Here is a 21,698-nt window from a genome sequence, read left to right on the forward strand (position 1 = left end):
ACACAATTTATTCCGTTTACACGACGGGTAATAGTATTGCCCGTTAAAATATCTTAAAATAAACGGTATTAATTTGATAACCAACGGACGGCACCTCGACGGACGGCACATTTCAGGAAACCGAAAATGCTTGACTTAACCCACTTAAACGAAAACAACGAAGCCCATATGGTCGATATTTCGGGTAAAAACATCACCACCCGCATCGCCCGCGCCAGCGGCGTCATCAACATGGGTTTGGAAGCTATCAGAATCCTCGCCGCAAACGCCGCAGAAAAAGGCGACGTCTTGGGCGTTGCCCGAGTTGCCGCGATTCAGGCCACAAAGCAGACTGGTTTTCTGATTCCGCTCTGCCACCCGATTTCGCTCACCCACGTCCGCGTCGATTTCGACGTCGATACCGACCTCGCCCGCGTCAAAGCCACCGTCACCTGCACCACCGAAGGCCAAACCGGCGTCGAAATGGAAGCGCTCACAGGCGTCAACATCGCGCTGCTGACCATTTACGACATGATGAAAGCCGTGGACAAAACCATGGTCATCAGCCAAGTGCACCTGGAAGAAAAAACCGGCGGCAAAAGCGGCACGTTTATGTTTAGCGACGATTTTGAAAACATTGATTTTTAAGCACTACGACAGACACACCAAAGCCTGCGCGGTTTATAATCGCGCAGGCTTTTTTGTTTTTTAGGCTTGGGTTGGGGCGCGAAGGCCGTCTGAAAAATTTGAACAGAAGCGGCAGCCCGCCGTAGGGTGGGTGTCAACCCACCGCTTGCCTTACCGGCAAGAAAGCTGTTTGAAGAATTTCCAACATTGGGATTTGACCTGCGGTCAAACGGTGGGCTCACACCCACCCTACGGCGTTTGTGAAGCCCAAACGCCACTCAAACCCAAAACTTTTTCCAAGAAGCGGTAGGTACGGTTAGCCGCCAAAAAGCGGCGTAACCGTACGCCACGCCGTTTGGAAGCGCCTGCAGGCCATGCCGTCTGAAAAAACACCCACACCAAGCCGTCCGCAAACTTTTCAGACGGCCCCGAAAAAACCAAACTCATGAACGACCACGAACTCCTCCGTTACAGCCGCCACATCCTGCTCGACGAAATCGGCATCGAAGGCCAGCAGAAACTCCTCGCCGCCCGCGCGCTCGTTGTCGGCTGCGGCGGGCTGGGCAACGCCGCCCTGCCCTATCTCGCCGCAGCAGGCGTGGGCAGCCTCATCATCGCCGACGACGACACCATCGACGACAGCAACCTGCAACGGCAGATTATGTTTGCCGAAGCCGATCTCGGCCGCAACAAAGCCGAGGCGATGGCAGGCCGTCTGAAAACACTCAACGGCGCGGTCGACATCCAAACCGTTGCCGAACGCCTCGACGAAGCGCGTCTGACCGGATTGATGGAACACGCCGACATCGTTTTGGACTGCTGCGACAACTTCGCCACCCGCCAAGCCGTCAACCGCGCCGCCGTCGCCACCCGCACCCCGCTGGTTTCGGGCGCCGCCGTGCGCTTTGAAGGCCAACTCGCCGTGTACCGCCCCGACCTGCCTGACGCGCCCTGCTACGCCTGCCTGTTTGACGGCGGATCCGCCGGCGACGGCGCCTGCGCGCTCTTCGGCGTATTCTCGCCGTTGGTCGGCATCATCGGCACTGCCCAAGCCGCCGAAGCGCTGAAAGTTTTGCTCGGCATCGGCGGCGCGGCGCACGGAATCCTGCGTGTTTACAACGCATTATCGGGCGATTGGCAGCGTTTTGAATTCAAAAAAAATCCCGCCTGCCGCGTTTGCGCGCATCAGGCCGTCTGAAACGCTTGTTTTATCGAACAGTTTTCCCAATCCAAATATTCCCCCTCTCTCCTCACTCAAAGAGAACAGATTGACACGCGCCCAAGCCCCCTCTGCCAATCTATTCCGGGAAAGGGGATGTGTGGTGGGAGCACCGAACATTCTCTGAAAATAAAGCATCCGCACCGCGTTGATTTAATATAGAAACAAGGCCGTCTGAAAACCCGATTGGGGTTTTTCAGACGGCCTTTTGCCGTTCGCAAACCTACGCTTCGGCCACCGAATCGCGCGTAAAGGTTTTTTCGCAGTAATGGCACTTCAGCCGCGTCTGGCCGTTTTGGCTTTTCACATAAAAGCGGCTTTTCACCGGCTCGCCGTGGCTGGCGCAGTTGCTGTTGGGGCAGCGGAACACTTCGCTGATTTCCTCGGGCAGCGTCAGTTGGTGTTTGGCGACGATTTGGAAGTTTTCAATCACGTTGACCGTGGCTTCCGGCGCAAACAGGGCGAGGCGGTTGGCGGCTTTTTCGTCGAGGGTCACACCCGAGATTTTCACGATGTCTTTGCTTCCCTGCGTTTTGCTCGGCAGGTTGAAACCGACGGTCACGGCGGTGCCGTAATGCAGCAGCTTGAATTGACGCAAAATGGCCAGCCCGGCGCCGGCGGGGATGTGGTCGATGACGGTGCCGTTTTGGATGGCTTCGACGCTGTATTGTTTCTTTTCCATATTGTTCCTCACACTTCTTCGTTCAACACCAGCGAGAGCATTGCCATGCGGGCGTACACACCGTTGGTGGCCTGTTCGAAATAGTAGGCGTAGGGCGTGGCGTCGACGTCGGGATGAATTTCGTCCACGCGCGGCAGCGGGTGGAGGACGCGCAGGTTGGGTTTGGCATGCGCGAGCATGGCGGCTTCGAGGTTGAACTTGCCCTGGATTTTGGCGAATTCCTGTTCGTCGAAACGCTCGCGCTGCACGCGGGTCATGTAGAGGATGTCTGCCCATTCGGCGGCGCTTGCCAAGTCGGGCAGGATTTGGTAAGCACAACCGGCCTCGTCCAATTCTTCGGTGATGTAGTCGGGCATAGCGAGGCTGAGCGGGGAAATGAAGGCAAATTCGCAACCCCAGCGTTTGAGCGCTTGGGCGAGCGAGTGGACGGTGCGCCCGTATTTCAAATCGCCGCACATGGCGATTTTGAGGTTTTTCAACGTGCCCTGCGTTTCATAAATCGTGACCAAATCGAGCAGGGTTTGCGAAGGATGCTGGTTGGTGCCGTCGCCCGCGTTCAACACGGGTACAGAAGAGAACTCCGCCGCCACGCGTGCCGCGCCGTCTTTGGGGTGGCGCTGGATAATCGCGTCGGTGTAGCCCGAAATGATGCGCGCGGCGTCGGCCAGCGTTTCGCCTTTTTTCGCGCTGGTGTTCGCGCCGTCTGAAAAACCGATCACCTTGCCGCCCAAACGCTGCACGGCGGTTTCAAACGACAGCCGCGTGCGCGTAGAGGGTTCGTAAAAACACGAGCCGATGAGTTTGCCCTTGAGCAAATCGTCACGCGGCCCGGCCTTGAGCTTCAAAGCCGTCTGAAGCAGCAGCTCGAGCTGTCCGGTGGTCAAATCCGAGATGGAAACCACATCTTGCTGGTAAAGCGGATTGGGCATCACGTTTCCTTTCTCCAATAAAAAACCCGCTCTCAAGCGGGCGGGTCAAAACATTTGAAAACAGCAGAACCGCTGCGGCTTGCAGCGGCGGCAACACAGGCGTTTCGCGCGGCGCGGTTCATGATTCTGCCTTTTTCGATGGAAATCTTACGGATGCAATTATCGCATATCGAGAGGCCGTCTGAAAATCGCTTTGATGGTTTTCAGACGGCCTTTTTACACGACTCCGCCGCATCTGTATCAAGACTGCTCCGACAGATAAGCCAAATTCCGAATTCTTAGAATAATTACAACAAAAGCATTCTGTTTACGAAACTTTTTTACAGCAACTCTTAATCCGACAAAACGACTCAGGTATAATCCGCCTACATTTTCTCTCAGGAAAACAGCCATGCCGCCAGTCTGCAATCCCAACGAAGTCATCATCCACGGCACCACCAGCAAGGGCAAAACCTTCCGCCCGAGCGACTGGGCAGAACGTCTTTGCGGCATCCTTTCGTCGTTTGACAAAGACAACCGGCTGGCCTACTCCGAATGGGCACACCCCATTCTGGTCAATAAAATCCGCAGCGTCGCCGTCGACCGCAAACTCGAAGAAGCCAACCCCGCCATGTTCCGCTTCCTGATGGACTTCGCCGCCGACAACGACCTGCGCGTCATCGACTGCAAAACCCTGATGGAAGAAGGCGTAACCGCCGAAACCGTGCCCGAAACTGCCCCGGCCGAAACCCAGCCGTCCGTCGCCGAAGCTGCGCCCGCCACCAGCCGACTGCGCGAAATCCCCGCCGGCGAAACCGCCACCGCCTTCGCCGCCCTTAGCGTTTTGCGTTCCAGCCAAACCGACATCAACCGCTTCGTCGAGCAAATCGACACCCAACAACGCCCCGCCGGCTACCGCCTGCTCGGCATCTTTGAAGAAGGCAAACACAACGCCGTCGCCGTCTGCGGCTTCCACGAAGCCTGCAACCTCGCCAGCGGCCGCCACATCCACATCGACGACATCGTCACCATGCCGCAAAGCCGCGGCAAAGGCTACGCCTCGCAGCTTCTGGAAGCGGTCAAACGCATCGGCGCCGACGCCGGTATTGAACAAATCCACCTCGACGTCTATGTCAGCGGCGACCGCGCCGACGCCCACCGTCTGTATTTCAAAAACAACTTTGAAATCATGTCTTACCACTTCCGCTGCAAAAGCGAATAAGGTTTTGAAGGCCGTCTGAAAACCGCCGCAGGTGCGGTTAGCTGCCTCAAAGCGGCATAACCGTACAAACCCGCGCAAGCCGCAGCACCCGATTTTTCAGACGGCATCGGATGGAGATATTCACAAACGGCGCGGCGCACGGTTACGCCACCTTCAGGTAGCTAACCGTACCTACATAGGCATAGGCCGTCTGAAACACCGCCCCGCAACCCGAAAGGCCCCCCCATGAAAGCCCTCTACACCGCCGCCCTCGCCCTCCTGCTCGCCGCCTGTTCCGCCACTTCCGGCAACGGCAGCAGCGAAATTTACGGCGAAGTCAAAACCGGCGTCGAAACCGTACACACCAAAACCGGCAACTGAAGCGGCTGTTTTGCTGCCAAACCGAAAGGCCGTCTGAAAACCCTCGCAAGATTTTCAGACGGCCTTTCGTATCCAAACTGCAATCAGAATTTATAGCTGCAGCTGCAGTAGGTACGGTTAGCCGCCCGAAGCGGCGTAACCGTACAAATCCGCACAAACCGTACCATTCCATTTTTCAGGCGGCACCAAGATGGGGATATTCGCACGGCACAGCGTACGGTTACGCCACCTTCAGGTGGCTAACCGTACCTACATCGGCCTGCGAAACCGAAAGGCCGTCTGAAAACTCCCACAGGATTTTCAGACGGCCTTTCTGCATCCAAACCGCAATCAGAATTTATAGCTGTATTGCAAACCGAGGATGTTGGCGTAGTTATTGAACTTCGCGGTGGCAGTGCCTTTGCTGTCCACGTTGTCGCCGGTTGAGGCGGCGGCGCTGAAGCTGGTGTCGTTGATGTGGATATGGCTGTAGGCGACGTCGAATTCGTGGTTTTTGCGGAATTTGTATTTCGCGCCGACCGAATACCAGATGCGGTTGCCGTCGGGAAGCGTGTTCAGACGGCTGGAGGCGCCGCGCACGGGGCTTTGGTCGAAGGCGATGCCGGCGCGCAGTTGCAGCGGTTCGCTGATTTGGTAGGAACCGCCGACGGCGACTTTGTAGGTATTGCGCCAGTCGGGCGTGATGATGGTGCGGTCGGAGCGGCGGGGACTGCCGTCGGCGTTGCGGCCGATGGTTTTGCTGTTTTCAAACACCAGTTCGGCGCGGTTGAAACGGCTGTGGCGCGTCCAAGTGACGTCGCCGAACAGCTTCAGTTTGTCGGTGGCTTTGTACATGCCGTGAACGGACAAGGATTCGGGGGTCACGATTTTGACGCCGGCTTTTTCATGGGGAACGTAGCCGTAGGCGGGGGTGCCGATCAGCGCGTCGTAGGCGGATTGGCCGCCTAAGCGCGGGTTGGGCGAGGTCACGGCGGGACCGTCGGCCTGCCATTCGGCGCTGCCTTTCAGATTGTGCGACACTTTGGAACGGTAGTTGACGCCGACGCGGGTGCGGTCGTTGACATCCCACAGCCAGCCGAGCTGGTAGCCGAAGCCCCAGTCGTGGCCTTTGACTTCGGCATGGCCGTCCGAAAGGCCGCTCATGTTGCGGCCGGCCATGGCGCTGACGGCGCCCGAGGCGTCCCAGTCGGCATATTTGCGCAGTTTGGCGCTGGAATATTGGGCAATCGCGCCGACGCCGACGGAATGTTTTTCGTTGACTTTATAGGCGACGACGGGTTCGACGGCGACGGTGGTCAGGCCGAGCTCGTTAAGATGATGGCGCAAAACGGATTTTTCGCTGTATTCGGTTTCGGAACCGAACGGTACATACAGGCCGAGGCCGAGCGTGACTTTGCCGTTGGCTTTATACGCGCCGTAAACGTGGGGGGCGACGGTCACGTCTTTGGTAATTTTGCCGCCCGTTTCGCCGCCGACGCTGCCGCCGCGGCGGTAGGTGGCTTGGGCGTCGCGGTATTTAATATTGGGCGCGACAAGGTTGACGGCGCCGGTAATTTCGCTGCGCTCGAGTTTGGCCAAACCGGCGGGGTTGGAGAAAATGGTGGTGGCATCGGCGGCATCGGCGGCAGCAGAATTGGCCGTGCCCTGCGCGGTGACGGACTGCGTACCGAAGTGGTAGCCGGAGGCTTGGGCGGCAAAGGAAACGAGGACACCGCTGATAATGAGGGCGAGTTTGTTTAAGGTGTGTTTCATGATGTTTTTTTAAGGTGATGACAATGAAAGAGCGAGGCCGTCTGAAAACGCCCCGCTACGGACAATCCGATATTTAGATTAGGTGCTCGATTCTATAATAAAGCCTGTCATCCGCATAGATTTTTTATCGGTTTTCCGCCGCCGTTTTCCAAAAATGCAGAAGGCCGTCCGAACGTTTTTCAGACGGCCTTTGCCCCCGCCGCTTCAAATCGGCTAGAATGCCCCATCAATCACAATTTCCCGACCCTATGAACCGCTCCCGCCGGCTGTACACCCTTCTTTGGCACATCGCGCCGCCGCTGATCCGCCGCTATCTGAAAAAGCGCGCCAAAAAATCGCCCGCCTATCTTGAAAACTGGAACGAACGCTTCGGCGAGCCTTATCCCAATCCCGTTCAAAATCCGATTTGGGTGCACGCCGTTTCCGTCGGCGAAACCCGCGCCGCCGTGCCGCTGGCGGCCGAGTTGCGCCGGCGTTTTCCCGATGCGCCGCTGCTGCTCACGCAGATGACGCCGACGGGGCGCGAAACGGCGCAGAAGCTGTTTCCCGACGCGCAATGCCGCTACCTGCCCTACGACCGCCCCGAATGGGTGGCGCAGTTTCTGCGCGACCACCGCCCGCGTTTCGGCGTTCTGATGGAAACCGAAATCTGGCCGAACCTGATGGCCGGCTGCGCCGAAGCGGGCGTGCCGCTGTTTCTCGCCAACGCGCGGCTTTCCGAAAAATCCCAGCACGGCTACCTCAAAATCCGCCGTCTCGTCGAGCCCGTGATGCAGACCCTGAGCGGCTGTTTCGCCCAAACCGCCGCCGATGCCGAGCGGCTGCACCTCATCGGTGCGTCCAATGTCCACGTCTGCGGCAACACCAAATACGACATCGCCCCGCCTGATTCCATGCACCGCCTTGCCGCCGAATTCAAGCAGCGCATCGGCAACCGCCCCGTCGCCGTTTGCGCCAGCACCCGTTTTTACAAAGGCGCCGACGAAGCGCAAATGCTGATGCGGGCATGGCGGAATTATCGCGGCGATGCGCTGCTGATTGTCGTTCCCCGCCACCCCGAGCGTTTTCAGACGGCCTTCAACACCGCCGCCGAACTCGGTTTCAGCGTACAGAAACGCAGCGACAACGCCCCCGTTTCGCCGCAAACGCAGGTTTGGATCGGCGATAGCATGGGCGAGCTGGCCGCCTACTACCTCGCCGCCGACATCGCCTTCGTCGGCGGCAGCCTCGTTGATGCCGGCGGCCAAAACATCATCGAACCCATCGCCTGCGGCGTTCCGACCCTGTTCGGCACATCCACCTACAACTTCGCCGCCGCCTGCGCCGCCGCCCTGCAATCCGGCGCCGCGCGGCAGGTCGGCAGCGCGGAAGAATGGCGGCAGGCGGTGGAACATTATTTAAACGACGAAACCCTGCGCACGGATTTTGCCCATCAAGCCGAAGCCTTCGTTGCCGCCCACAAAGGCGCAAGCCGGAAAATGGCGGAACAGATCGGAAAAGCGTTGGGCGCTCCGGAAGAAATACACGGATATGGTGAAACGAAATAATAAAGATACTGTCGGCAGGAGCAGACAGCACAGTAAACCGCAACAGGGAAAATGGATTTATCAGGGCCTGATGTAGAAAATCATCGCTTTGTTTACACAACAGGTTGAGAAAAATAAGCCTCCAAAACCACAAAGGCCGTCTGAAACGGTTGTCCGTATTCAGACGGCCTGTCAAGCCTGATGCGCCTGCGGTTTATTTGATGCCTTTTTTCAGCAAATCCTGATAACCGCCGTGGTTGGTCAGATTGGTGTAACCCATTGCTTTGAGCTGCTGCAACGCGGCTTCCGCGCGTCGTCCGCTGCGGCAGTAGAGATTGACAGGGGCGTTTTTATCGGGGCTGATTTTCGCAATTTGAGCGGCAATTTGATCCGCCGGTACATTAATTGCGCCGCTTAAATGGCCTTCGGCAAATTCTTCGGGCGTGCGCACATCAATCCAAACGCCTTTGGCGCGCACGGGCTGTGCGGCGGCGGCTTTTTCGGCAGCGGGCTTCTTCGCCAGACCCACGGCGGGCGTGGCGGCAACGGCGGCGAGAACGATGGCGGTCAGCAGTTTTTTCATCTTACAATCCCTCCTTGATTGGGATAAATTGGAATCATACAGGCCGTCTGAAAACGGATTTTTCCTTTTCAGACGGCCTGTATGTTTGCACGTCTAGCGTTGCGCGTCCACCGCTTCGAGCGCGCGCAGGGCATAAGTATAGGCCGCACCCGCGTTCAGCGAAATGGCGGTGGCCAACGCGCCGGCGATTTCGCCCTCGGTCGCCCCCAGTTTGGCGGCTTTTTCGGCGTGGACGCTGATGCAGCTTTCGCAACGGGTGGTGATGGCAACGGCAATTGCAATCAGCTCGCGCGTTTTCTCATCCAAGGCTTCGGCGGCAGCAGCCTGATCCAGGCTCATGTAGGCTTGCAGCATTTTGGGATGTTTTTTACCCAGTTCGCCGAATGATTTTTTAACGTGCGCGGTGTGCGCGTTCCAGTCTTTAAACATGGCTGTCAGCCCTCCTATTGTTGTGTTTGCGGGTTTAGAAGCATTATTATTGCAATAAAACAACGAATAAAATCTTCAAATAGTCTCATTTTATCCTGTAAAAACATCATGGACATTTTGGACAAACTGATTACTTTGGCGCAGATCACGGGCAACGTGGACGTGCAGTGCCGTTTTCACGGGAGCTGGTATGTCCGCGCCACGAAGCGCGGCGCGCGCAGGGCTTGGCGCATATTGTGGTTTCGGGTTCGGGCTATCTGAAAACCCGGCACGGCACGCGGCATCTGCAAGCAGGCGACGTGGTGTTTTTCCCGCGCACGGCAGAACACGTTTTGAGCAGCGACATCGCCTGCGCCAACGAAGCGGACACGCCGCAGGTGTTCCGCGAAGGGGCGTTTACGGTTAAGGAAAGCGGCGCGGCGGGCGACGGCGGAATGAATCTGTTTTGCGCCCGCTTCGAATACGACGCGCAGGCAGAACTGGTGGCGGGACTGCCCGAAACGCTGTATCTGAACATCGCCGCCCCGTCTTTAAGCCATTTGGTTTCGCTGCTTCAAGGCGAAGCGGAAAACGCGATGCACGGCTCGACGGCGGCGGTCAATGCGCTTTCGACGGTACTGCTGGTGTTGATTGTCCGCCATTATTTGGGCGGCCAAAACGCAGAGCTGCCGCCAGGCGTATTCGGCGGCTGGCGCGACCGCCGTTTGAACCACCTGATTCAGACGCTGCTGGACGCGCCCGAAAAAGACTGGGACATCGACGGCATGGCGCAAACCGCCAATCTGTCCCGCGCCCACCTGATGCGGCTCTTCAGACAGCAGACGGGCAGCAGCCCCCATGCGTTTTTAAACCGAATCCGGTTGCAGCAGGCGGCGTTGAAACTCAAAAGCAGCGCGGATTCCGTACTGTCCGTCGCCCTGTCCTGCGGCTTTCAGTCGGAAACGCATTTCGGCAAGGCATTTAAAAAGCAATACGGCATCACGCCGGGACAGTACCGCAAAGGCGGTACGGGAGGGGAATGGAACGAAGCGCAGCAGGATTTTCCGTGTAGCGGCGGGATTGCGCCATACATCATACATAGATTGGTTTGAAAATCCGTCATTCCCGCGCAGACGGGAATCCGGTAGGTTGAACACGCGCAACTGACTGTTTTAGAAATGTTACCCAACCCAAACTTTCGGATTTCCGTCTGCGCGGAAATGACGGATTGACATTTGCGGACCAGGTTGGTTTTTGCAAAATGCGGCGTACCGATTTCTCATTCTTCCACCATATCGAAAGGCCGTCTGAAAATATTTTCAGACGGCCTTCGTTAAAACCAAAATCCGCGGTTAGCGGTGGCGACGGTGAACCTGGCTGCCGATCACGCCGCCGAGTGCTGCGCCGCCCAAGGTTGAGCCGGTGTCGCCGCCGATCAGGTTACCGGCAACGCCGCCCAATACTGCGCCGGTAGCGGTGTTGCGTTGGGAAGTCGTCATGCCCGCGCAGGCGCTCAGGGAAGCGGCAACGGCAATCAGGGCAACGGTTTTAGTGATCATTGATTTCATGGCTTTATCTCCATAGAAGTTAATACGCTGTATAAGCGGTGGCAAGTATCGCACAAAGTCGGTTCAGTAATATATGCCATAAGTAAAGAGAGTTTAAACTTAAGAAAAAATCGCTGCCGCAATCGCGCCTGCTGCGGGGAATGGTAAAATTAACGCCGTTTCGTTAAAAGAAAGCCGTGTATGAGCATTTATGCAACAGCCCACATCGTGCATCTGTTTTGTGCGGTTGCGTTTGTGGGTGGGGTGTTTTTCGAGGTGTTGGTGTTGTCGGTGCTGCACACCAAGCGGGTGTCGCGCGAAGCGCGGCGCGAGGTGGAAAAGGCGATGTCACATCGCGCGGTGCGGGTGATGCCGGTTGTGGTGCTGACACTGTTTGCGTCGGGACTGGTGATGGCGTTCGAACGCTATGTGCCGTTGTTGCGCGATCCGCTGGCTTCGACGTTTGGCACGCTTTTGTTTATTAAAATATTACTGGCTTTGGGCGTATTGGTACATTTCGCCATCGCAGTCACGAAAATGGCGCGCCATACGCTGACGGTGGGCTGGTCGAAATACATTCACGCGGTGGTGTTTACCCATATGCTGCTGATTGTGTTTTTGGCCAAAGCGATGTTTTACTGGTCGTAACCGTTATTATGTGATTGAAAAAACAAAATGAATTTTCAGACGGCCTAAGTTACAATGCCGTCTGGAAAAATTTCAGCCAACCAAATAAAAGGAACAAAATATGGTCGAACATCCGTCGGTCAGCACGCCGCTGTTTTACGGCGTGTTTTTTATTGCTGTATTAGCCATGATTGCCGTCGATATGCTGTCGTTGAAAAAAACGGGAGCGCACAAAGTCAGTATTAAAGAGGCGCTGGCATGGAGTTGCGTCTGGGTTGCCGTATCCTGCGGTTTTGCCGGCTGGCTGTATTTCGAACTTGCAGGGAATCCGGCTTACAGCCATGCGGTCGCCCAAACCAAGGTGTTGGAATTTTTTACCGGTTATGTGTTGGAAAAATCATTGGCGGTGGACAATATTTTCGTATTTCTGATGATTTTCGGCTATTTCAAAGTGCCGCCGCAATATCAGCACCGCGTACTGCTTTACGGCGTATTCGGCGCGATTGTGCTACGTGCGGTAATGATTTTTGTCGGCGCAGTTTTGGTGCAGCAGTTTGAATGGATTCTGTACCTCTTCGGCATATTCCTGCTCTACACGGGCTTCCACATGGTGAAATCGGGTGCAGACGACGGAGACGAAGATTTGTCGCAAAACAAACTGCTGACCTGGCTGCAAAAACACGTTCCCGTCAGCAAAAGTCTCGACGGCGAAAAATTCTTCACCGTCGAAAACGGCAAACGTATCGCCACACCGCTGTTTTTAGTGTTGATCATGATTGAGTTGAGCGACGTGATTTTCGCTGTGGACAGCATTCCTGCCATCTTTGCCGTTACCACCGACCCGTTTATCGTGCTTACCTCCAACATCTTTGCCATTTTGGGCTTGCGTGCCATGTACTTTTTACTCGCCGACGTCGCCGACCGTTTTGTTTTCCTAAAATACGGCCTCGCCTTCGTTTTGAGCTTTATCGGCGTGAAAATGCTGATTATGTACTGGGATGTACACATCCCGATTGCCATTTCCCTCTCCGTCGTATTCGGCGCGTTGGGTGCTTCCATCCTGACTTCGCTGATTTACAGCAAAAAGCTGGAAAAACGTCAGAGGAAATAACGGGCAGGCAAAAAGGCCGTCTGAATTCGGTTACTGAGCGTAGTCGAAGTACAGACGGCCTTTCTATCGACCCGGCAGTTTACTTGCCTGCTGCATCTTTCGTTTTTTGCGCCGCTTCGCGCGCCGCCGCTACGGCATCGTCTGCCGCACCTTTGGCCTCCGTAGCCGCTTTGCCCGCCGCCGCTTTCGCATCAGCCGCCGCTTTATCGGTAGCCTCAACCGCCTTATCCGCCGCAGAAACCGCCGCTTCTTTCGCCTTATCGACGTTGCCTTTCACATCAGACGCCACCGCATCGGCCGCACCTTTAACTTCCTGCTTCGTTTCTTGCGAACAGGCCGCCAGCGCAGCGGCAAACAAAGCAGCCGTTAACAGTTTTTTCATGATTTATACCTTTCCTTGTTTGATGGTAAATGACGGTTTGCAACCGTAATAAAATCATATCACAGCCGCAGGTGCAGTAAAATTTTTCAGAAAACCGTTGACATCCCAATTTTTCTTCTCTAGAATGCGCAGCTTATCGGGTCGTTAGCTCAGCCGGTAGAGCAGCGGACTTTTAATCCGTTGGTCGAAGGTTCGAATCCTTCACGACCCACCAGTTTTTCCAAGCCTAAACAAGCGTTTAGGCTTTTTTCTTTGCCACCTCCTATTTTGGGGTGTGCCTGATTTGTGCCGAAACCAAGACCGGCACCGTCCAATAATGCAGCATGTTCGTGCAGATGTTCCGGTGCAAGATGGGCATACCGCTGCACCATACTGATGCTCTCCCATCCGCCCATCTCCTGCAACGCAGCCAACGGTACACCTGCCTGAACCAGCCAACTTGCCCAAGTATGGCGCAAGTCATGCCAGCGGAAATCGGATATGCCGGCTTTTTCCAAAGCATTTTTCCAAATGCGCGAACTGATACTTTTCACCGGACGGCCGTTCGGATAGGTAAAAACAAAAGACGGGTGTTTCCCCATCTGTTTTTCCAATACGCCAAGTGCCGTCCGGTTGAGTGCAATACCGATTGCACGTCCGGCTTTGGCTTCGTCGGCATCAATCCAAGCCGTTTTCCGGCTCAGGTTTATTTGCGCCCACTTCAACTCCAAAACGTTCCGTTGCCTCAAACCCGTAGCCAAACTGAAAACCGCCATATCGGCTAGGTGCTCGGGCAAGGCGGCAATGAGATTCTGCGCTTCGTTCTGCGTCAGCCAGCGGATACGCCGTTTGGCTTCGCGGTATAACGTGATTTTCGGTACATCGTCCAACCATTGCCACTCATGCGCGGCTTTGTTCAAAATGGCACGGATAAGCGCGAGATAACGATTTTTAGTACTGTCGGAACAGGTCATACTGCCGACGGCCTGCATAATGAAATCACGGCTCATATCATGCAGCAAAATCCCTCGGAACTGGGACAGGCCGCGTAACCGGCTGATGTCGTCTTTGATGCTTTTCTTTTTGCCTCCCTGTTCCTTAATCCATCGGACGGCTGCTTCTTCCCACAGCCGTTCGGGCTTCTGCCCCAAATAATGCTGCTGCCACAGCTCATAGGCTAGTTTGTCATGCAGCCTTTGGGCTTCTTCACGGTTTTTAGTGCCAGCAGACTGTCGAATTCTGCGGCCGCTTTGCGTTGTGATGTCAACATACCATATGCCATTGTTTCGTTTGTAAATCGGCATTTTTCTTCACTCCTGCTTTCGAGTGAAGCCTGCAACCGTGCATTTTCCAAATCAGTGAGAAATGCGTCAAGTGCAGACTTGGTGATACAGTAGGATCGGCCGGGTTTGGACGCTTTCAGACGGCCTGCCCGTATATGTTCCCGAATCGTCTCGGGATGGCATTTGCAGTACTCCGCAGCCTCCGCCACATTAAACGTCATTTGCATGATTATCTCCCCACTTCATAAACGGGATAGGCCGCGTTTTCCAGCAGCAAAGCCAGCTTCCTGACGGCCGCATACCTTTTGATGCGTGGTTCCAGCATCAGGAAGCTGCCCGGCTTAATATAGAAAAGCAGGCAGAGATAACCCTGCCTGTCTGCATCCAGTGGAACCAGACGATAGTGCGGAAACTGTTCTTCAGCCGGTGTGAACGATGCGGCCACTTTCACCGTGGCAACTACCTTCTTTTCCTCTGTCAGCATAGCGTTCCTAAATAAATTTCAGAAGTGCAAAGAAAACACCCAAACTAATGAGTGCAGCCACTAACCAAGACCGGTTCATCTTGGCGGCAATTTCGTCTACCAATGCCTTGTTCTGAGCCGCAATCTTTGGCTGCATGGCTGCATAAATCCGTCCTTCGCTTTCGGTCAGCCGCTCGTCGCTTTTGGCCAGCAGTTCGGCCAGAATCTGTTCGCGGTAGGTTTTCAGCTCTTCCGCCGCCTTTACAGTAGCTTTCAGAGAATCGTCCATATCCGCCGCATACCCTGCCAAACCTTGCTGAATGCTGATACGCTGCTCTTCAAACAAGGCGTTCAGACGGGCTTCCTGCATCAGTAAAATAGCAATCACCGGATCATCGGCGGTCAGTTTGATGCCCGATGTGCGGAACACTTCGGCGATCAGTGCCTCTACTTCGGCTTGGCTTCCCATATCACGCCCCTTGTCCGCTCTGCTTCACGTTTTTTACATGTTCCGCCTGAGTGGCCAAGAACGGGATTTTGTCCAATTGTCCGTACAAATCGCGCTGTACCGTGCGCAGGCGTTGGCGCGGCATTAAGCCGAAAACCCCTGAATTTTGTGCTTCGGTCAAAGTCAGGTTTTTGGTGGTCATTTCCTTAATATCCGCACCGAAGGTATCAGGGTTGCGATTTGGAATATGCACAATACCGATAATACGTTCTCGGTTTGCCTGATAGACTTTAAAATCAGTAAAGCCTTTGCCGTCTTTCTCAATCACGCCATGAAAATCATTCAGCCACACCACAATTTCCGCACTATTGCTGTTTAACGTTTGACTCAAACCGGTCATACAGTCTTGCAATGATTGTCCACCGGCCAAAGGTACATGGATAATCATTCGGATACCGTTTTCAGCCAAAAAAGCCGGTACTTCGTTCTCTGCCATATACGACATCAAGGGGACGAAGGTAGCCGCACCGTTATCAATTACTGCAATACCTTCATCATTTACCAGTTTTTCAATTAAACCATCAAAGAAACGGGCATCAATGTTGTTTGCATCGGTCAAAATTTTGACAACTTCCGGCTCTAATGCAGCATAACGGCTGAATGTCTGGTTAACCGGGTCGGTATCATAGCAATGCAGCTCCTCATCGCTTTTGGCTTTCAGATAATCACCCAAAAAACCCGCAATCGTCGATTTCCCGACACCGCCTTTACCTTGCGCGATAAAGTGTACTTCCTTCATGGCATAAACCTTTCGTTTTGTTTGAGTATGTTTTTCACAAAAAGAAACCTGCTCGTCCGAACAGGCTTTCGTTTGTAAAAAAAGCCGTCTGAAAATTTCAGACGGCCTGTACTTATCGGACCAATTCCGACAATTCGGTCAATTTGTTTTCATAACATCTGTATCGGCAATGTTCACTTTCCGTCCATGCTCTCCAGCGCAATTCGTCATCAGATAACGGCGCAGCCTGTTTCAAATAAACCTCCAAATCTACCGCGCGGTTCATCGTACGTTGAAACGGAAACGACACACCGTTGCGGTGTTCCAAAATACCGGCCAGCGTATAGCGTGCCATTTTATCGAAGAAGCCTTCGATAAAGCCCAAACCCTGTCTGGCCACATTACGCGCATATTCCGACATATAGCGTGGCGAAAACGACAGCGCGTGATAAGCGGATTCGGGATTGTTGCCGGCCAGTTCGATAACTTCGTCAAACCATGCTTCGCCGACGGCGTAGGCTTCGCCCCAATCGTACAGCCCCCTTTCATCGACAGGCGGAACCCAGTTGATCAGCCGTCCCTGTCTGTCCCGTCGGGTAAACGACAGGTCTTCACGGTTGCGGATTCGGCGTTTGACTGTGGCGGGGAGCCGTTTCTTTTCAGACGGCCTTTGCGCTTGATGCAGCTTTTTCTCGCACTCGATGAAATAGCGGCGTGCGGCGCGGCCTTGTTCGTTGCGCTCGACCATCGCCAGTTCTTTGGCCATGTCCAGCGTGATGTGGTATTCGGTTGCCGCTCTGCCTCCTTTGGGTTTTACTGAATTTTTAGTAAAACTCAAAAAGTCTTGATTTTCCTGAAATCCGTACTCGTTAATACGGTTTTTAATCCAGTCGTTAAAACGACTGGATACCTGCAAAAATCCGTGCAGTTTGCGCGCATCGCAAAGCAAGGTTTCGGAATCGGAAAGTTTGCCGCTGAATACGGGAATGAGGTTTTGATTGTTCATTGCTGAACTCCTAACGTTTTAGTTTCAAATTGCCCACTTAGTGGGTGGGCGGGCTTCAACTACCGACGTTAGACGGCGGAACTTATTCCCCTTGCGGGTATTGTATTAGGCTCTCTCAACCCGCCATTGCAAGATGGCGGCCTGAAACGGAAATTTCAGGCATAAAAAAGCCGCAACTGACGGGTGCGAATGAACCGCTAACGTTTTAGTAGTGCGGCTATCGTGCCTGTTTTGCGGCGGTTTGTCAATGGTTTTTCCGTGTTACCAAAACCAAACCCGCCTTGATTAAAGCGGGTTTGGTTTTGAAACAGTTTCAGACGGCCTGAGGTGGGCAAGAAACGTGCGGGTTGGCGGACCGTGGTATCAGACACGGCAAGCCTTGCGGCTTCCTACACGCGCCTGCCCATAGGGGCGCGTTATGCAAACAAAAAACCGCAAAAGCGGCATTGTGTGCCTGATACGAGAGAAACAGGCCGCCAAGCCTGCGCTGCTATTGAACAGCTCATTCATGGTAACAAGTTTCTTTCTGTCAGGCAATAACCCGCTTCTGAAAAAGCCGCTTTCGTTTGTAAAAAAAGCAGCCCCGATTGAGGCTGCCAAAACTGCTTTAACACTTTATGCCGAATGTTGAAGCAGGAGCGAACTTAACGCACATCCACCCATTTACCGCCATTTTTCTCTTCACCGACATAGCGGACGGCATCACCGGCCGTCGTCCAACCATGCTCAAAATAGGCTTTGCAATACGACGGCTTAGACGGACGGATATAGGTTTTGCTGACAATCGGGCAACTGTCCCGGTCACGGGAATAGTGATAACGCGGACATTGCCGGACCTGTACCGTGTAACGCATGACGCGGTTTAGTTCCTTAGCATCACAACGGCCTGCACCATGAGCAATCGCATTAACCAACTGCGGCATGTTCTCTTCATTGCTGGCCGGACACAGCTTCAGGAAATTCAGACGGCCTTTGATGGTGTCCGACAGCTTGCGGTGTTTGATGGAAAAATAACGCTTCAGCGAAGGCGCACACTCGCTGGGACGCTCCCCCGACGACAGGCACAAAGTCGCCTCGCAAGCCAAACGGACATCACCGGTCAGCAGATCGTCTGCCTGAGCCGGCAACACCGCCATGAGCGCGACGGCCACAGCCGCCGCAGGTAAACACTTCTTCATATTCACTCCCCATCTGCACAACGGCAGATATTGCATTGATAGACGAAAAAAAGGATAATCACCGTACCCCTACGAGAGATTATCCATTTCTCCCAAGAAAAAGCCGCTTTGGAAACAAAGCGGTTTTTTCATTGCCACGCGATTGCGCGGACTTCAAATTGACGGCCGACCTGCACGATGTTCACACACAAATCCATATTGCCGCGCATCAGCAAATCCACCTGTTTGGCCGCATCCTTCATCGAACCGTAACGTCCGAGCAGACGTTCACGACATTTTTTCAGACGGCTTTTTTTCGCAAACATTTCAATCTCCTTTCACATTCAGGATTGGTTTTCCAACTTGTCGGCAATGGCATCCGCGTATCCGGCATTACCGTTCATTTCACAAAAATCCACAAACATCTGCCAATGTTCACCGAGAAAATCGGCCAACAGGCGTTTTTCAAAGTTCTCCAGCATAAAGGTTCCTTTCGGTTTTAAGAGTAAAGAAAAAGCCGTCTGAAACACATATTCAGACGGCTTTTGCAAGCACATTAAAAATTCTAGAGATGCTTTTGTATCTGTTCGATTTGAGAAATAGTTTGCAATGCCAGTCTTACATCAAGTTTGGCATCCTCAGGCGAAACATAGCTGTCAAGCGCATAATCCGCTTCATTTCTAGCATTTCTGAGCTTTTCCATCTGACGGCCTATAACCTTCAAATCTTTCCGATCTTGGCATTTGAAAAAATCAATAAGCTGCTTATGGAGAGACATACCCGTTTTATATGCAAAGCCCAAATCATTAAAAGCAAACTTCAATCCCGTGTGATAAACACTGTAATATATACAGCTGACCGCATTACGGTTACATACTTCGCTTTCACCAAGCATGGCTTGCGCACTGTCTGCAAAATCTTGGGGATGAATCATAATCATCAGCTCCCTATTCCATAACCGGGATTGTAAGGACGGCAAGAAATACTGAAATTAATCAGATTTTCATCAACAGATTCCTCCATATCGACCAACATACGGGACAGGGATTCATCTGCTTCGGCAAGCCGTTCCGTATTATTTTCAAAACAAACCATTTTCAACTCAATAAAAATATCGTGCTCGACCGAATAACCGAAAGAATAGGTAGGAATCTGCAAACCTTCTCCTGCAAGCAGTTTTTTGGCGGCCAAAACCGTATCGGCCATGACGGCCTGAGAAACCCCGGTTTGTTTCAACAGCAGATAAATTCTTTCCAATTCGTCTTGCTGGTCAGGCTCCAGCAACTCCATTCGTTTCAGGCGACCGATAATCAAGCCGGCATCATCAACAAATCCGTACAGCATTCCCATGTGTGCCAAAGGTTTGAGGTAAGCAGGATTGTCCGTACTTTGCACAGAATTCAACATCTGCCTGAGATATTCCGTAGCTTCATTGAAAAAACCCATTCGATTCAATCCGTTCAACCGGAAAAAATTTTCCATTACCGGTCTTCCCGCTACAGAAATCAAATCAAAATGTTCATCAAATTCCGTTTTCCGGTTACTGATGGCATCAAGCATACCTAAAATCATGTAACCTACACTACCGTGCGGCGTTGCCAATAAAGACTTGGCATCACGTTCCAAACCCGAAACCAATAAATAAGAGGGTTCCGGCTTTTCCAATGCGCGGTAAAGCCGTTGGAGAGCACTTGGTGCGAGAGTAGCTGCAACAGCCATTTTAAACCTTTCTTAAATTTCCGGTAATTGTATAAGATTTTCTGCGGACAAACAAAATTCCACATAGCCGATGATATAGAATTTTTCCATTTGTTGGACAGTGCCCGTTACAGTTGAAATGTAAAACCGAGTAAGTCGGTTTAAAAAAGCAGGGCTTGCACCTGCTCCCCGACCTGTCGCCGGTAGCCAGCGTTATCAGCGCACACGGATATAACAGCAACGGGCTGATAAGACCCGAAACCGCGATTGTTCAAAGGCTGCCGCTGCTGATAATTGGTTCACGGCCAAAGTGCTTGTACAGGACATCACACACGCTACGGTATCGTAACCGCTCAGTCTTTTGTTACCCGGCCGCTGGGTTGCCGGCCGTCTTAAACGACGGTAGGAACAAAAGGCCGTCTGAAACACACACTTTCAGACGGCCTTCGCATAGGCGGGTATTCCGCTGCCCGTGTTAAGATTGGATTACCACATCTTCTCTTTTCACGAAACAGGAAATGCCCATGGAACTTAAACCATTAAAACTTGATTGGGATATTAAATACGAATTTACACTCAATAACAGTTCTCCAGTCGAACCCATTTTGATTTTTGAAATCCCGGTTAAAAGCAGAACAGTATATATGTTCCTGCCATTTCATGATTACCCTTACCACAACGGATATATCCTGCTGCTTGACACCACATTATTCCTCAATGTGTGGCGTATGTCGAAAAATGATGAGGACTACCCAAACTATCATTTAGGAAATGAAATATTGTGGCGTAAAGACAGAAAATTTCAAAATACGGAATTTCTGTTCAATCAAGGCAGAAAATCTCCCGTTCCAGTCATCAGTGAGTTAACTTTTGATAAAGATAAAGGCATTGTTTTCTCCGATAGCCTGACAAGAACCGTTTGGCTACTTGCCAACGGAGCGGAATATTTACCGGTGTTCAGTAAAACCCGTCAGAATGCCATGCTCTTACAGCAAGCTGCAGGCAAAACCGGATGCAGTATTTATGCCTGCCATGACTTTCTCACTCATCATTTCCAAACACTAAATCATCAATATCGGGAACTAATGCCCTGATTTCGTCCAAATACGCCCTGAAATAGTAACGCCCATCCGCATATTGCGGATTCAGCAGCAAGAAACGCTCCATACACCGTACCGTAAAGGCAACATCGTCCATACTTCGGCCCGTAGGCAGGTTGTGCAATGCTTCGGCCAATTGCCCTGCCGGATTCAGCCGTTGCCGCAAATCGCAAATATCCAAATTCTTGAAAGAGCGGTTTTCCGAATCGTACAAACCGCCACGCCCGACGCCGAGATTTCTGATAACGGTAAATGCTTCCCGGGCAAGTAATACGGACAGAACCAGTATCTTTTGCTCACGGTTATTTTCCATCTCACCATCCCAAATAATACCCAACCAGCCGCCGTTTCGTTTCCGCAAACTCTTCCGTCCCGCGCTCGGCACTAATACTTTCGACATAATCGTCAAACAACTGCCCATCTACTTCCATAATTACGCCGTCTGAAAGTTTCAATTCGGTAATGAACCACAACGAATGACGGCCATTAGAAGAAAACGGGTCTCCACCGTATTTTCGGGCTTCTTTTTTAACAAAAGCCCATTTTTCGGCAATCTCGCCGTCCGTCCAGCCGTTCTTCTTCAAGATATAGTGTTCGGCCTGTTCGAGCGTGTCGAACAGGTCATGGCGGTTTCCATCGTGGGAAACAAAATATTGGGTTTCACTCATTCCATCCTCCTTTATCGTCAATAAAGCCGACTGCGTAACGTTTTTCAGACGGCCGCATACTCGGAATTGCCACACCCGACCCGGCAAAGCCTCCTCAAAATATAACGAAAGTTATTTTTTCATAAGAATCGGTGTACAATAACGGCATCCAAACTGAAACCCGCTTGAAAAACGGGCTTGGATTT

At 52.9% G+C, this 21,698-nt stretch carries 29 protein-coding genes, 1 tRNA gene and 2 pseudogenes; 11 read left to right on the forward strand and 21 right to left on the reverse strand.

Going from position 1 to position 21,698, the window contains the following annotated elements:
- The first annotated feature begins 126 nt into the window (after window positions 1–126).
- Window positions 127–627, forward strand: a complete 501-nt coding sequence (moaC, locus tag BG910_RS04600) for a cyclic pyranopterin monophosphate synthase MoaC (protein ID WP_089035827.1) — start codon at window positions 127–129, stop codon at window positions 625–627.
- 228 nt (window positions 628–855) lie between these two features.
- Here the strand turns inward: moaC and BG910_RS04605 are convergent, their stop codons facing one another.
- Window positions 856–1,053 carry a hypothetical protein gene (locus tag BG910_RS04605; protein WP_089035828.1) on the reverse strand — a complete coding sequence of 66 codons (198 nt, stop codon included), beginning with the start codon at window positions 1,051–1,053 and terminating at the stop codon, window positions 856–858.
- On the opposite strand from BG910_RS04605, the gene BG910_RS04610 reads away from it, so the two are divergent.
- Complete coding sequence (locus BG910_RS04610) at window positions 1,052–1,804, forward strand: HesA/MoeB/ThiF family protein (RefSeq protein ID WP_089035829.1); 753 nt, start codon at window positions 1,052–1,054, stop codon at window positions 1,802–1,804. The two genes, BG910_RS04605 and BG910_RS04610, sit on opposite strands and share 2 nt — an antisense overlap.
- 244 nt (window positions 1,805–2,048) lie before the next feature.
- Here BG910_RS04610 and pyrI read toward each other — a convergent pair whose 3' ends face one another.
- Both pyrI and pyrB read right to left on the reverse strand, forming a co-directional pair.
- Window positions 2,049–2,507: an aspartate carbamoyltransferase regulatory subunit gene (pyrI, locus tag BG910_RS04615; protein ID WP_089035830.1), complete on the reverse strand. Its 459-nt coding sequence runs from the start codon at window positions 2,505–2,507 to the stop codon at window positions 2,049–2,051.
- Window positions 2,508–2,515: 8 nt separating this feature from the next.
- A complete protein-coding gene (gene pyrB / locus BG910_RS04620; protein ID WP_089035831.1) occupies window positions 2,516–3,436 on the reverse strand; it encodes an aspartate carbamoyltransferase in 921 nt (306 codons plus the stop codon).
- Between the two features lie 391 nt (window positions 3,437–3,827).
- Here pyrB and BG910_RS04625 point away from each other — a divergent pair, with 391 nt between their 5' ends.
- Entirely contained in the window at window positions 3,828–4,637 is an 810-nt protein-coding gene (locus tag BG910_RS04625) for a GNAT family N-acetyltransferase (protein WP_089035832.1), read from the forward strand.
- Between the two features lie 225 nt (window positions 4,638–4,862).
- A complete protein-coding gene (locus tag BG910_RS12960; protein WP_267897811.1) occupies window positions 4,863–4,997 on the forward strand; it encodes a hypothetical protein in 135 nt (44 codons plus the stop codon).
- Window positions 4,998–5,327: 330 nt separating this feature from the next.
- On the opposite strand, the gene BG910_RS04630 is transcribed toward BG910_RS12960, so the two are convergent.
- The gene (locus BG910_RS04630; RefSeq protein ID WP_089035833.1) at window positions 5,328–6,749 is read right to left on the reverse strand and encodes an OmpP1/FadL family transporter; all 1,422 of its coding nucleotides are present in this window, start codon (window positions 6,747–6,749) and stop codon (window positions 5,328–5,330) included.
- A gap of 248 nt (window positions 6,750–6,997) precedes the next feature.
- On the opposite strand from BG910_RS04630, the gene waaA reads away from it, so the two are divergent.
- Window positions 6,998–8,296 (forward strand): lipid IV(A) 3-deoxy-D-manno-octulosonic acid transferase, encoded by a 1,299-nt coding sequence (gene waaA, locus BG910_RS04635; RefSeq protein WP_089035834.1) that lies wholly within the window; start codon window positions 6,998–7,000, stop codon window positions 8,294–8,296.
- 193 nt (window positions 8,297–8,489) lie between these two features.
- Here waaA and BG910_RS04640 read toward each other — a convergent pair whose 3' ends face one another.
- Together BG910_RS04640 and BG910_RS04645 are read right to left on the reverse strand one after the other, a co-directional pair.
- Window positions 8,490–8,858 (reverse strand): rhodanese-like domain-containing protein, encoded by a 369-nt coding sequence (locus tag BG910_RS04640; RefSeq protein ID WP_089035835.1) that lies wholly within the window; start codon window positions 8,856–8,858, stop codon window positions 8,490–8,492.
- 93 nt (window positions 8,859–8,951) lie between these two features.
- Complete coding sequence (locus BG910_RS04645; RefSeq protein WP_089035836.1) at window positions 8,952–9,287, reverse strand: carboxymuconolactone decarboxylase family protein; 336 nt, start codon at window positions 9,285–9,287, stop codon at window positions 8,952–8,954.
- A 108-nt stretch (window positions 9,288–9,395) separates the two neighbouring features.
- Between BG910_RS04645 and BG910_RS04650 the strand changes: the two are divergent.
- Window positions 9,396–10,378: pseudogene (locus tag BG910_RS04650) on the forward strand (cupin domain-containing protein).
- Between the two features lie 240 nt (window positions 10,379–10,618).
- On the opposite strand, the gene BG910_RS04655 reads toward BG910_RS04650, so the two are convergent.
- On the reverse strand, window positions 10,619–10,834 hold the full coding sequence (locus BG910_RS04655) for a glycine zipper 2TM domain-containing protein (RefSeq protein ID WP_089035837.1): 216 nt from the start codon (window positions 10,832–10,834) through the stop codon (window positions 10,619–10,621).
- 180 nt (window positions 10,835–11,014) lie between these two features.
- Here BG910_RS04655 and BG910_RS04660 point away from each other — a divergent pair, with 180 nt between their 5' ends.
- Both BG910_RS04660 and BG910_RS04665 read left to right on the forward strand, forming a co-directional pair.
- Complete coding sequence (locus BG910_RS04660; RefSeq protein WP_089035838.1) at window positions 11,015–11,461, forward strand: CopD family copper resistance protein; 447 nt, start codon at window positions 11,015–11,017, stop codon at window positions 11,459–11,461.
- 100 nt (window positions 11,462–11,561) lie between these two features.
- A complete protein-coding gene (locus BG910_RS04665; RefSeq protein ID WP_089035839.1) occupies window positions 11,562–12,551 on the forward strand; it encodes a TerC family protein in 990 nt (329 codons plus the stop codon).
- A gap of 79 nt (window positions 12,552–12,630) precedes the next feature.
- On the opposite strand, the gene BG910_RS04670 is transcribed toward BG910_RS04665, so the two are convergent.
- Window positions 12,631–12,933: a hypothetical protein gene (locus tag BG910_RS04670; protein ID WP_089035840.1), complete on the reverse strand. Its 303-nt coding sequence runs from the start codon at window positions 12,931–12,933 to the stop codon at window positions 12,631–12,633.
- 138 nt (window positions 12,934–13,071) lie between these two features.
- Between BG910_RS04670 and BG910_RS04675 the strand changes: the two genes are divergently transcribed.
- Window positions 13,072–13,147 (forward strand) — tRNA-Lys (locus tag BG910_RS04675).
- Between the two features lie 34 nt (window positions 13,148–13,181).
- Here BG910_RS04675 and BG910_RS12965 read toward each other — a convergent pair.
- The 6 genes and pseudogenes from BG910_RS12965 to BG910_RS04705 form a co-directional block, all read right to left on the reverse strand.
- A pseudogene (locus BG910_RS12965) lies at window positions 13,182–14,189 on the reverse strand (tyrosine-type recombinase/integrase); the annotation flags it as partial.
- Entirely contained in the window at window positions 14,090–14,422 is a 333-nt protein-coding gene (locus BG910_RS04685) for a helix-turn-helix domain-containing protein (RefSeq protein ID WP_332457769.1), read from the reverse strand. The pseudogene BG910_RS12965 and the gene BG910_RS04685, both read right to left, overlap by 100 nt.
- 2 nt (window positions 14,423–14,424) lie before the next feature.
- A complete protein-coding gene (locus BG910_RS04690) occupies window positions 14,425–14,679 on the reverse strand; it encodes a lipopolysaccharide heptosyltransferase (RefSeq protein WP_089035841.1) in 255 nt (84 codons plus the stop codon).
- Between the two features lie 7 nt (window positions 14,680–14,686).
- Complete coding sequence (locus tag BG910_RS04695) at window positions 14,687–15,127, reverse strand: hypothetical protein (protein WP_089035842.1); 441 nt, start codon at window positions 15,125–15,127, stop codon at window positions 14,687–14,689.
- 1 nt (window position 15,128) lies between these two features.
- Window positions 15,129–15,905, reverse strand: a complete 777-nt coding sequence (locus tag BG910_RS04700) for a P-loop NTPase family protein (protein WP_089035843.1) — start codon at window positions 15,903–15,905, stop codon at window positions 15,129–15,131.
- A 112-nt stretch (window positions 15,906–16,017) separates the two neighbouring features.
- Window positions 16,018–16,890, reverse strand: a complete 873-nt coding sequence (locus BG910_RS04705) for an antA/AntB antirepressor family protein (protein ID WP_089035844.1) — start codon at window positions 16,888–16,890, stop codon at window positions 16,018–16,020.
- Window positions 16,891–17,308: 418 nt separating this feature from the next.
- On the opposite strand from BG910_RS04705, the gene BG910_RS04710 reads away from it, so the two are divergent.
- Entirely contained in the window at window positions 17,309–17,521 is a 213-nt protein-coding gene (locus BG910_RS04710) for a hypothetical protein (protein ID WP_089035845.1), read from the forward strand.
- Window positions 17,522–17,534: 13 nt separating this feature from the next.
- Here BG910_RS04710 and BG910_RS04715 read toward each other — a convergent pair whose 3' ends face one another.
- From BG910_RS04715 to BG910_RS04730, 5 genes are all read right to left on the reverse strand, one after another.
- A complete protein-coding gene (locus tag BG910_RS04715; protein ID WP_089037140.1) occupies window positions 17,535–18,068 on the reverse strand; it encodes a TrbM/KikA/MpfK family conjugal transfer protein in 534 nt (177 codons plus the stop codon).
- A 128-nt stretch (window positions 18,069–18,196) separates the two neighbouring features.
- Window positions 18,197–18,373 (reverse strand): hypothetical protein, encoded by a 177-nt coding sequence (locus BG910_RS12545; RefSeq protein ID WP_198344762.1) that lies wholly within the window; start codon window positions 18,371–18,373, stop codon window positions 18,197–18,199.
- A gap of 18 nt (window positions 18,374–18,391) precedes the next feature.
- Window positions 18,392–18,529 (reverse strand): hypothetical protein, encoded by a 138-nt coding sequence (locus BG910_RS12165; RefSeq protein WP_157694023.1) that lies wholly within the window; start codon window positions 18,527–18,529, stop codon window positions 18,392–18,394.
- Between the two features lie 83 nt (window positions 18,530–18,612).
- Window positions 18,613–18,981: a hypothetical protein gene (locus BG910_RS04725; protein ID WP_089037141.1), complete on the reverse strand. Its 369-nt coding sequence runs from the start codon at window positions 18,979–18,981 to the stop codon at window positions 18,613–18,615.
- 5 nt (window positions 18,982–18,986) lie between these two features.
- Window positions 18,987–19,766: a hypothetical protein gene (locus BG910_RS04730; protein ID WP_232462164.1), complete on the reverse strand. Its 780-nt coding sequence runs from the start codon at window positions 19,764–19,766 to the stop codon at window positions 18,987–18,989.
- Window positions 19,767–20,269: 503 nt separating this feature from the next.
- Between BG910_RS04730 and BG910_RS12170 the strand changes: the two genes are divergently transcribed.
- Complete coding sequence (locus tag BG910_RS12170; RefSeq protein WP_157694024.1) at window positions 20,270–20,839, forward strand: plasmid fertility inhibition factor family protein; 570 nt, start codon at window positions 20,270–20,272, stop codon at window positions 20,837–20,839.
- Here BG910_RS12170 and BG910_RS04735 read toward each other — a convergent pair.
- Both BG910_RS04735 and BG910_RS04740 read right to left on the reverse strand, forming a co-directional pair.
- Window positions 20,787–21,182, reverse strand: coding sequence for a hypothetical protein (locus tag BG910_RS04735; RefSeq protein WP_157694025.1), 396 nt, complete (start codon window positions 21,180–21,182; stop codon window positions 20,787–20,789). The genes BG910_RS12170 and BG910_RS04735 overlap by 53 nt on opposite strands.
- The gene (locus BG910_RS04740) at window positions 21,160–21,513 is read right to left on the reverse strand and encodes a hypothetical protein (RefSeq protein ID WP_157694026.1); all 354 of its coding nucleotides are present in this window, start codon (window positions 21,511–21,513) and stop codon (window positions 21,160–21,162) included. The genes BG910_RS04735 and BG910_RS04740 overlap by 23 nt, the downstream gene beginning before the upstream one ends.
- Between the last annotated feature and the right edge of the window lie 185 nt (window positions 21,514–21,698).

The organism is Neisseria chenwenguii, from assembly GCF_002216145.1.
In the GTDB taxonomy this organism is placed as follows: domain Bacteria; phylum Pseudomonadota; class Gammaproteobacteria; order Burkholderiales; family Neisseriaceae; genus Neisseria; species Neisseria chenwenguii.